Genomic DNA, 2,579 nt, shown 5'->3' on the forward strand with positions numbered 1-2,579 from the left:
GGATTGAACGCGCCTTCCGGGCGCGGCGCAAGCGGCCAGCGCGAAGCGGTCTCCCGCCCCGGTCACCCAAGCAATGAGATAACGCTGGCGAGTGCCGATTTATTCCCGGTCGGGGTGAAATCTTATTGTTCTTGCTTGCCTTTATCCGTTTTCCCTCGCCGCCCGTGTCAAAAGCCGCTGATAGAACAGGCCGATACCGATCAGAACCGCGCCGAGGCCGATGAAGGATAGCGCCCGGAGTACGCCTTCCAACTCCGACATGTCGAATATGAAGACCTTCAGCACGGCGATCGCGATCAGCGCGGCCGAAGCGATGCGCAGCACCTGCGATTTCAGCCAGACGCCAGCTGAGAGCAGCGCAACGCCAATCACCAGCCAGAGCGCCGAATAGGTGTAGGTTTCCAACTGGCCGAGGCCGCTCCACAGGCCGATGAATTCGCCCTTGAACAGGCGCCTCACCGACAGCGTGGCATAGGCGAAGGCAAGCGCGGCAGACACCACGGCCAGCATCTGCGCATACCATTTTGGCCGCTTGTCCCTGGCGTAGAGCGCCAGTCCCCCGGCGGCGACCGCCGGCAGGAGATAGGCGAGGAACAACAGGTTGAACACCGGGATACGGCCGGTCGATTCGTCGGTAAGCAAAGGATTCAGCACCACGAAATGCCTGACAACGATGAAAGCGACCGAGGCCACACCGGCGGCCATCGAACCATAGCGCAGCACCGAGCTTGGCGAGCGCATGTCGATGGCGACCAGGATGGCGCCGGCGCCGATGGCGATCAGGGTGTAGATCGACTGTTCGGCGAGCGTCATGGCACCCGTGTCGATGACGCCGCCATGCATGGCGTGGCGCACCAGCATGGCGAGCGTGAGCAGCGCAAACAGCGCCGCCGCCGCTTCCATGGCAAGGCGCGGTCGGCCGTTGGTGGTGCGCGCTAGCTGCCACGCGGCGAAGCCGAAGGCCAGTGCGGGCACGCCGTAGCCCGGCAGCAGCCAGTTGAACACCGGCGTCGTCGACAGGAAGCCGGCGCCGACAATGGTCGGGTCGAAGGCGACACGGCCAAGCACCGCGATCACCGCGCCGACCGAAATCCAGCCGAGCACCGGATAGGAGCGCCAGCGCGTGGCCAGCGCCGGCACGATGGCCGCCGCACCGAGCAGGATGGTGGTCCAGCCGGAATCGAAAGCCATATGCATGAGCAGGAGCCCGGCGATGGCCGCGCCGCCCAGGGCAAACGAGACCGCGACACCGCCCTTGAGCGGCGGCTCCTCGGCCCGCGCGATCCACTCGCCGCCGGCGGCGAAAATGACGACCAACAGTGCCGCTGCGGCGGCGTAGACAGGGTCACGGTCGAGATTGCCGAAAGTGAACCAGAGCGCCAGCAGGACGACCAGCGGGACGATGACGCCCCACGCCGCCCATGAGGCCGCACGTATCTGTGTCCCAGCGGCGAACCGGCGCGCGGCCCAGAAGCCGGCGCCGATGAAGACCAGGCCGAGTGCGATGCCGATGCGCAAGGTCAGCGCGTTGGACGTGGCCACCGGCAGTCCGTCGACGCCCAGGGCGCCGCCCGAAAAATCGGAAGCGATCGAGGTTGGCGGGATAATGCCGAGATAGATCAGCACCGTGACCAGTCCCGCGGCATAGAGGAGCGGCAGCGCCAGCGGACGATAAAGCGTGACCGCCACCATCGCGGCGATCACCACCGCGCCCGGCAAGGCATAGCCGGCGGCAGCAAAGGCCGGGTCTACCGACAGGCCCAGTGCCGAGAATGCGACGAACAGGCCAGGCACGATGGACGGCCAGTCGAAAGCCCTGTCTGGCGTGGTTTCGTCGCCACGGCGAGCGAGCCAGACAAGGGCGAGCACGGCCAGCGTGACGGCGTCGATGAGCAGGATCGCAGAGAGGTTCGCCCCCGGCGCATCGGTCATATAGAGAATGGTCCAGACACCGGTGCCGAAAAAGGCAGCCGCCATCAGCAACTTCCAGTCGCGCATGCGGGCGATGACGCCGGTGGCGGCAAGCACGATGGCGAGATAGCCGAACAGCGCCCAGGGATTGGGTGCCTGCGAGGCGACGAGCACCGGCGTCACCATGGCGCCGACAAGGCCGACGCCGGCCAGCGCCTGGCCGTGGACGAGCGCAGCGGCAATGGTTGCCACACCGATGGCCCCAAGCAGCGTGAAGGCGAGCGCCGGCCCGATGAAACCGTAAATGCCATGCGCGGCGTAGACGGTGCCGAACAGGATGAAGGCACCGGCCGCTGTCAAGATCGCCGGAATATAGGCGCCCGCGGCGCCTTGTACGGGCATCTTGAAGCCGGTGCGGCGGACGAACTCGCCGCCCACGACCAGCACAAGGCCGAGCGCGCCGGCCATGGTCAGCCGTACGCCGGGGCCGAAAATGCCGGCTTCGATGGTGTAGCGGATCAGGAACAGACCGCCCAGCGCCAGGGCGATGCCGCCGACCCAGACCGCCCAGCGGGTGCCGAGCGCGGTTTCGACATCGGATTGGCGGGCGGCTTTCGTCGCTCCGGGAAGCTCCGCGGGTTCCACCGCCTTCGGCGCCGGTTCTGGAG

1 protein-coding gene is annotated in these 2,579 nt (G+C 66.8%); it reads right to left on the minus strand.

What is annotated here, in order from left to right; translation table 11 throughout:
- Positions 1-141: 141 nt before the first annotated feature.
- Positions 142-2,579, minus strand: a 2,438-nt coding sequence (locus tag EOA22_RS30450) for a DUF2339 domain-containing protein (RefSeq protein WP_164756032.1), incomplete at its 5' end; no start/stop codon positions are given.

Source organism: Mesorhizobium sp. M7A.F.Ca.US.014.04.1.1 (assembly GCF_003998745.1).
GTDB classification, from domain to species: Bacteria; Pseudomonadota; Alphaproteobacteria; order Rhizobiales; family Rhizobiaceae; genus Mesorhizobium; species Mesorhizobium ciceri.